At 70.1% G+C, this 6,421-nt stretch carries 6 protein-coding genes; 2 read left to right on the top strand and 4 right to left on the bottom strand.

All coding sequences use genetic code 11. The annotated features are described in order from the left end of the window. Positions 1 to 59 precede the first annotated feature (59 nt). From BIV03_RS03870 to ptsP, 4 genes are all read right to left on the bottom strand, one after another. Positions 60 to 1,217 (bottom strand): mannitol-1-phosphate 5-dehydrogenase, encoded by a 1,158-nt coding sequence (locus BIV03_RS03870; protein WP_071294737.1) that lies wholly within the window; start codon positions 1,215 to 1,217, stop codon positions 60 to 62. After that, positions 1,214 to 1,651: a PTS sugar transporter subunit IIA gene (locus BIV03_RS03865; protein ID WP_022907882.1), complete on the bottom strand. Its 438-nt coding sequence runs from the start codon at positions 1,649 to 1,651 to the stop codon at positions 1,214 to 1,216. Before BIV03_RS03865 ends, BIV03_RS03870 begins: the two co-directional genes overlap by 4 nt. Before the next feature lie 85 nt (positions 1,652 to 1,736). Further along, the gene (locus BIV03_RS03860; RefSeq protein ID WP_071294736.1) at positions 1,737 to 3,293 is read right to left on the bottom strand and encodes a PTS mannitol transporter subunit IICB; all 1,557 of its coding nucleotides are present in this window, start codon (positions 3,291 to 3,293) and stop codon (positions 1,737 to 1,739) included. A 65-nt stretch (positions 3,294 to 3,358) separates the two neighbouring features. Further along, positions 3,359 to 5,014 carry a phosphoenolpyruvate--protein phosphotransferase gene (ptsP, locus tag BIV03_RS03855; protein WP_083403184.1) on the bottom strand — a complete coding sequence of 552 codons (1,656 nt, stop codon included), beginning with the start codon at positions 5,012 to 5,014 and terminating at the stop codon, positions 3,359 to 3,361. 266 nt (positions 5,015 to 5,280) lie between these two features. On the opposite strand from ptsP, the gene BIV03_RS03850 reads away from it, so the two are divergent. Next, positions 5,281 to 6,051: a DeoR/GlpR family DNA-binding transcription regulator gene (locus BIV03_RS03850; protein ID WP_070419505.1), complete on the top strand. Its 771-nt coding sequence runs from the start codon at positions 5,281 to 5,283 to the stop codon at positions 6,049 to 6,051. A gap of 76 nt (positions 6,052 to 6,127) precedes the next feature. Continuing rightward, positions 6,128 to 6,400, top strand: a complete 273-nt coding sequence (locus BIV03_RS03845) for an HPr family phosphocarrier protein (protein WP_070418429.1) — start codon at positions 6,128 to 6,130, stop codon at positions 6,398 to 6,400. Positions 6,401 to 6,421 lie beyond the last annotated feature (21 nt).

The following is a 6,421-nucleotide window of genomic DNA, read 5'->3' as shown; positions in this document are numbered from 1 at the left end:
GAGGCGCGGTGCCAGCCGGCACCGCGCCTCCTGTCCGTCAGGTGGATGCGTCGAGGACGCTAGGCGCGCGCGGACCGCACCCGGTCCGCGAACGCGGCGTGCAGCGGGTGCTGCTCGTCGAGCCCGGTGATCTCGGTCACGACCTCGGCGTCGCTCCGGTCCGAGCGCAGCAGCGCCTGGAGCTCGACGCTCTGCTCGTCGTCCGGCACGTCGAAGCGCAGCGCGGCGCCCATGGCGTCGAGCAGCGCCGTCGGCTCCGTGCCGTCCTCGGCGAGGGCGGCGGCGGGCGACACGAAGCGCTCGTCGCGGGAGAGCTTGCGCAGCGGCTGTCGGCCGACGCGGGTCACGGTGTCGGGCAGGTGCGGGTTCTCGAAGCGCCCGATGATGGCCTGCACGTACGCACGGTGGACCTCGGGGTCGAGCTCGTGGCGGCGGACGAGCAGGTCGCTCGTCTCGGCGAGCACGGACTCGAGCTCGGACCGGACCGCGGGGATGGCGATGGCGTCCGAGATCTTGTCCGCCCCGGCGAGGAAGCCGTGGTACGCGACGGTCGCGTGCCCGGTGTTCACCGTGAAGAGCTTGCGCTCGATCGACGCGGCGAGGCCGTCGACGTAGTGGGCGCCGGGGATCTCCGGCTCGTTCCCGCCGAACGGCGTGCGGTCGATGGCCCACTCGAAGTAGGTCTCGACGGTGACGTCCAGGCCCGCGCCCTCGGGCTGCGCCGGGACGATGCGGTCGACCGCGGTGTTCGCGAAGACGGCCTTGGCGAGGGCCTGGTCGCGGACGTCGGCGGGGAGCGCCTCGACGATGAACTCGCGCAGGCGGTCGGTGGCGTTGAGGGCGTTCTCGCACGCCATCACGGCGATCGGCGCGGCGTCCGCGTCGCGTTGCTGGAGCGCCTTCGCGATGACCGGCGCGATGAACTTCAGGACGTTCGGTCCGACGGCACAGGTGACGATGGACGCCGTGGCGATCTCGGCGACGACGGCCGATTCGTCCTGGGCGCTGTTCAGGGCACGGAAGTTCGTGACCTCGTGGTCGCGCGCGTTCTGACCGACCTCGTGCACGGTGTACGAGTCGGCAGCGGCGAGTGCGTCGATGAGGGGCGCGGCGACGTCGGCGAAGACGACCTCGTAGCCGGCCTCGTGCAGGAGCAGTCCGACGAAGCCGCGGCCGATGTTGCCCGCGCCGAAGTGGACGGCGGTGGGGGTGCTCACTCGTTGACCTCACCGAGGATCGACAGGATCGCGGCGGTGTCCGGTGCGTCGGTCAGCTTCTGGACCTCGTCCTCGTCGCTGAACACGATCGCGATCTTGGACAGGATGTCGAGGTGCTCGTTGTTGACGCCGGCGATGCCGACGACGAAGCGGACGGGGTTGCCGTCCCAGTCGATCGGGGTCGCGTAGCGGATGAACGACAGCGCCGAGGACTTGATGGCGTCCTTCGCGTCGTTCGTGCCGTGCGGGATGGCGAGGAAGTTCCCCATGTAGGTCGAGACGCTCTTCTCGCGCTCGAGCATCGCCGGGTAGTAGTCCGCCGTGACCGCGCCTGCAGCCTCGAGGATCTCGGCCGCCTCCTTCATCGCCTCCGACTTGGTCGGTGCGGTGTCCTCGGTGTGGATCCGGATCTGGCTCTCCTGCAGGACGGGCATCGGGGTTCTCCTTGCTTCGTGACGTGGCGTCGTGGACGTGTGGAGGGGACGAGCCGTGGCCCGTCCCCTCCGATACTGCACTTCGTTACTGGTTCTTGAGCTGTTCGACGACCTGGTCGTACTGCGGCGCGTTCATGAAGTTGCCGACCGACACGTGCTGTGCGTTCGGGTTCTTCTGCTTCGCGCGCTCCGTCAGCTCCTCCTGCGTGATGATCAGGTCCTCGTCACCGGAGAGGTTCGCGATCGCCTTGTTGGAGACCGTGACCCCTTCGATGCCCGCCTTCTTGATCTTGTTGCGGAGGACGCTGGCACCCATCGCGCTGGAGCCCATGCCGGCGTCGCAGGCGAACACGAGGTTCTGGACGCGGGTCGCGGTCGCGGTGGTCGCCGAACCGACGCCACCGAGCGAGGCCTCGGCCTCCTCCTCGTTCGCCGGGGAGTTGTTGCCGAGCAGGCCCGAGGTCGCGGCGTTGACGTCGCGGCCCTTGTTCGCCTGGAGCTTCGCCATCGCGGCGCTCATGTCGCCGCCACCGTTCGCGAGGTCACGCTTGCGGGTCGCGATGAGGAAGAACGACGCGACCGCGAACGACACCGCTGCGGACAGGATGACCGAGAGGATGACGCCGAGGAAGCTGTCCTTCGCCGTCGCACCGAGCACCGCGAAGATCGATCCGGGCGACGCCGGGGCGACGAGACCGGAGTGGAACGCGACGTTGGTCGCGACGCCCGTGGCACCACCGAGGATGACGGCGATGAACAGGACCGGCTTCTGCAGCACGTACGGGAAGTAGATCTCGTGGATGCCGCCGAGGAACTGGATGATGATCGCGCCGGGAGCGGTCGAGCGGGCGATGCCGACACCGAAGAAGGTGAAGGCGAGCAGGATGCCGAGACCCGGGCCGGGGTTCGCCTCGAGCAGGAAGAGGATGCTCTTGCCGGACTCCTGGACCTGCTGCGCGCCGAGCTGGTCGAGCACACCGTGGTTGATGGCGTTGTTGAGGAAGAACACCTTGGCCGGCTCGATGATCACGCTGGCGAGCGGGAGCAGCGAGTGCTGGACGAGGAAGTTCACCGCGTCGCCGAGGCCCTCGGCGATGAGCTTGAACAGCGGCGCGAGCCAGAAGAACCCGGCCATGGCCAACCCGAAGCCGAGGATGCCGGCCGCGTAGTTGTTCACGAGCATCTCGAAGCCCGGCTTGATCTTGCCGTCCCAGAGCTTGTCGATCTGCTTGATGAGGTACGCGCCGAGCGGCCCGCAGATCATCGCGCCGAGGATCATCGTCGTGCCGTTGGCGCCGATGATGACACCCATGGTCATGATCGAACCGACCACCGCACCACGGGTCTCGTAGACCATCCGGCCACCCTGGATCGCGATCGCGAGCGGGATGAGGTAGGTCAGGATCGGGCCGACGAGGCCGACGTTCGCGACGCCGCCCGTCTCACCGAAGCCGCCGAGGATGCCCACGGGCGTCCAGCCGGTCTCGATGAAGAAGGCGGTGATGATGCCCCACGCGATGAAGATCGCGATGTTGGGCATGACCATGCCGGAGAGGAACGTGCCGAACTTCTGAACGGCGACGCGTGCGCCGCCCCGCGACTTCGCGGGAGCGTCGGGCGCTGCAACGGACGACGTTGTCATGTGCGGTGACTTTCTGTGAGGTGCTGCTGCTGCGTGTGGAGGGGAGGTGGTGCTGGGGGTTCGGATCAGGCGGCGTGCGTCGCGGCCGCGGCGGACTTGGCGGCCGCCGCCGTGCTCGCGGCGAGTGCCGCCTGGGCCATCTCGCGGGCCTGGTCGAGGGTGTGCTTGCCGAGTTCGGCGCGCACGTCGGCCAGGGCCGCGGGGGTCATGGAGAGGGTCGTGGCGCCGAGACCGACGAGCACGACCGCGAGCAGCGGGTCGGCCGCTGCCTCGCCGCAGATGCCGACGGGCTTGCCGGCGTCCGCACCCGCTGCGCCGAGCTGCGCGACGAGGCGGAGCACGGCGGGGTGCCACGGGTCCTGGTAGGACGCAACGGTGCCGAGCATGCGGTCGGCGGCCATCGTGTACTGGGTCAGGTCGTTCGTGCCGATCGACACGAAGTCGGCGGAGGTGAACACCTGCTCGGCCATCAGCGCGAGCGAGGGGACCTCGGCCATCACACCGGCGGTGCGGATCCCGAGCTCGCGGGCGAGGTCGACGAAGTACTCGGTCTCCTCGGCGTCGGCGACCATCGGGGCCATCACCCAGAGGTCGGCCTCGGTCTCGGCGTCGGCCTGGGCGAGCGCGGTGAGCTGGTCGCGGAGCACCTCGGGGTGGTTCCGGAGCGCCCGGAGACCGCGTCGACCGAGGGCCGGGTTCTCCTCGTCCTTGTCGGTGAGGAACGGCAGGGGCTTGTCGGCACCCGCGTCGAGCGCCCGGACGACGACCTTCTTGCCCGGGAAGGCCTCGAGCAGCTGCTTGTAGGAGTCCTTCTGCTCGTCGACGGTCGGCGCCTTCGGCGAGTCGAGGAAGAGGAACTCGGTGCGGAAGAGCCCCACGCCCTCCGCACCGAGAGCAACGGCGCCCGCGGCGTCGGCCGGGCTGCCGAGGTTCGCGAGCAGCGGGACGGTGTGCCCGTCGGCGAGCGCGCCGGCGGTCAGGGGCGCTGCGGCCGCGGCGAGGCGGTCGGCGATGCGCTGCTCGACGTCGGCGACGAGTTCGGCCGACGGGTCGGTCACGACGGTGCCGGCGGCGGCGTCCACGACGACGACCGTGCCGTCGGCCAGGTCGTCCGCGCCGGTCACGCCGACGATCGCGGTGATGCCCTTGGCACGGGCGAGGATCGCCGTGTGCGAGGTCGGGCCGCCGTCACGCGTGACGAGGGCGAGGACCTTGTCGAGGTCGAGGAGTGCGGTGTCGGCCGGCGCGAGGTCACGGGCGACGAGCACGAAGGGGGTGTCCGACTCGGGCACACCCGGGGCGTGGACGCCGCGGAGCTTGGCGATGATGCGCTGGGCGACGTCGTCGAGGTCGGCCGCACGCTCCCCCATGTACCCGCCCATCGAGACGAGCAGGTCGCGGAACTGGCCGAACGCCTCGAACACGGCGCGCTCGGCGTTGGTGCCGCCGTCGATGCGGGCGTGCACGTCGTCGAGGAGGGTCGGGTCCTGCGCCATGAGCGCCTGCGCCTCGAGCACGGCCTGGGCGTCCCCGCCGGCGAGCTGCCCCCGCTTGTTGAGGTCCTCCGCCACCGCTGCGATCGCGGCGGCCACGGCCTGCTTCGCGTCGTCCGCCGAACCGGTCAGGGCGTCCTTCGACGGTTCGCCGAGCGGGTCGGCCATGCGGAGCACGGGGCCGTGGGCGACGCCACGGCCGACGCCGGTGCCGAGCAGTTCGGACATTCGAGACTCCTTCATCTCACGCGCGCTTGCGGTGGGGTGGTTCGTTCGGTGCGCGCAGCGCGGAGACGGGACCCCGCCGGTGCGGCTGAGCAGCACCATACCCCGATCCACGTTGACAAACAAACACATCCGGGGATAAAAATGCAGAAACAGATGCCCGTTTGCGTCTGGTGGCCGATCCGTTCGGGTCGCTGTCGCCGGAGACGTGCCCGGTCGTGTCCGTTCCGTTCCGACTCCCCCACCGCTTCCGAGACGACGAGGCCCCGATGTACGCACCAGAGCGCCACCAGCGCATCGTCGAACAGGCGCGTGCGCAGGGCCGGGTCGACGTCAAGGACCTCGCCGAGCTGCTCGAGGTGACCCCGGAGACGATCCGCCGCGACCTCACCTCGCTCGAGCGGCGCGGGCTGGTCCGACGTGCGCACGGTGGCGCGATCCCCGTCGAGCGCATCACCCTGCACCCGGGGGTCGGCGACCGTGGCGGCATCAACCAGGCCGAGAAGATGGTCATCGCCGAGGCCGCGCTCGGCGAGCTGCCCGAGAACGGGTCCGTCATGATCGACGCCGGCACCTCGACGATCTGCCTCGCCGAGCTGCTCCCGACCGACCGCGGCCTCACCGTCGTGACGCACTCCCTGCCCGTGGCGATGGCGGTCGCGAACCGGCCGGGCATCGACCTGCACCTGCTCGGCGGCAACATCCGCAGCGACTCGCTCGCCGGCGTCGGCACGTGGACGCACCAGCTCATCGGGATGGTCAGCGTGGACGTCGCGTTCATCAGCATCAACGGCATCACGCCCGAGCGCGGCCTCACGACGCACAACATGGCCGAGGCCGCCGTGAAGTCCGCGATGATCAAGTCCGCGCGCCGCAGCATCCTGCTCGCCGACCACACCAAGTTCGGTCGCGAGGAGTTCGGCCGCGTCGCGCCGCTCGCCGCGATCGACACGATCATCACCGATCCCGGCGTGAACGCCGACCTCGTCCGCGAGGTCGAGGCCGCCGGCACCGAGGTCTTCTGGCCCGGCCGCGACTGACCCTGCGTCCCGCCCCGGAACCGCCCACCCCGCGCTCGCTACCATGAGCCAACCACCCATCGACAGGAGTACATCGATGTCCGAAGCCACCCGCACCGTCACCGTCGCCAGCGCGTCCGGCCTGCACGCACGCCCGGCCTCCCTCTTCGTCCAGACCGTGACCGCGTCCGGCCACCAGGTCACGATCGCGAAGGGCGACAAGTCCGGGAACGCCGGCAGCATCCTCGCGCTCCTCGGCCTCGGCATCGAGAACGGCGACGAGGTCACCCTCACGGTGAACGGCGACGACGCCGAGACCACCGCGGACAGCCTGGTCGAGTTCCTCAAGACGGACCACGACGCGGCCTGATCACACGACGGACGGGAGGCG

It is taken from the genome of Curtobacterium sp. MCBA15_016 (assembly GCF_001865105.1).
Taxonomy (GTDB): Bacteria; Actinomycetota; Actinomycetes; order Actinomycetales; family Microbacteriaceae; genus Curtobacterium.
Note: the sequence above shows the minus strand (reverse complement) of the source record. Positions and strands in the feature narration are given on the sequence as shown.

Bases quoted from the DNA above. Each gene is read 5' to 3' on its own strand.
- BIV03_RS03845 (WP_070418429.1), top strand. From the start codon at position 6,128: ATGTCCGAAGCCACCCGCACCGTCACCGTCGCCAGCGCGTCCGGCCTG.
- BIV03_RS03860 (WP_071294736.1), bottom strand. From the start codon at position 3,293: ATGACAACGTCGTCCGTTGCAGCGCCCGACGCTCCCGCGAAGTCGCGG.
- BIV03_RS03865 (WP_022907882.1), bottom strand. From the start codon at position 1,651: ATGCCCGTCCTGCAGGAGAGCCAGATCCGGATCCACACCGAGGACACC.
- ptsP (WP_083403184.1), bottom strand. From the start codon at position 5,014: ATGTCCGAACTGCTCGGCACCGGCGTCGGCCGTGGCGTCGCCCACGGC.
- BIV03_RS03850 (WP_070419505.1), top strand. From the start codon at position 5,281: ATGTACGCACCAGAGCGCCACCAGCGCATCGTCGAACAGGCGCGTGCG.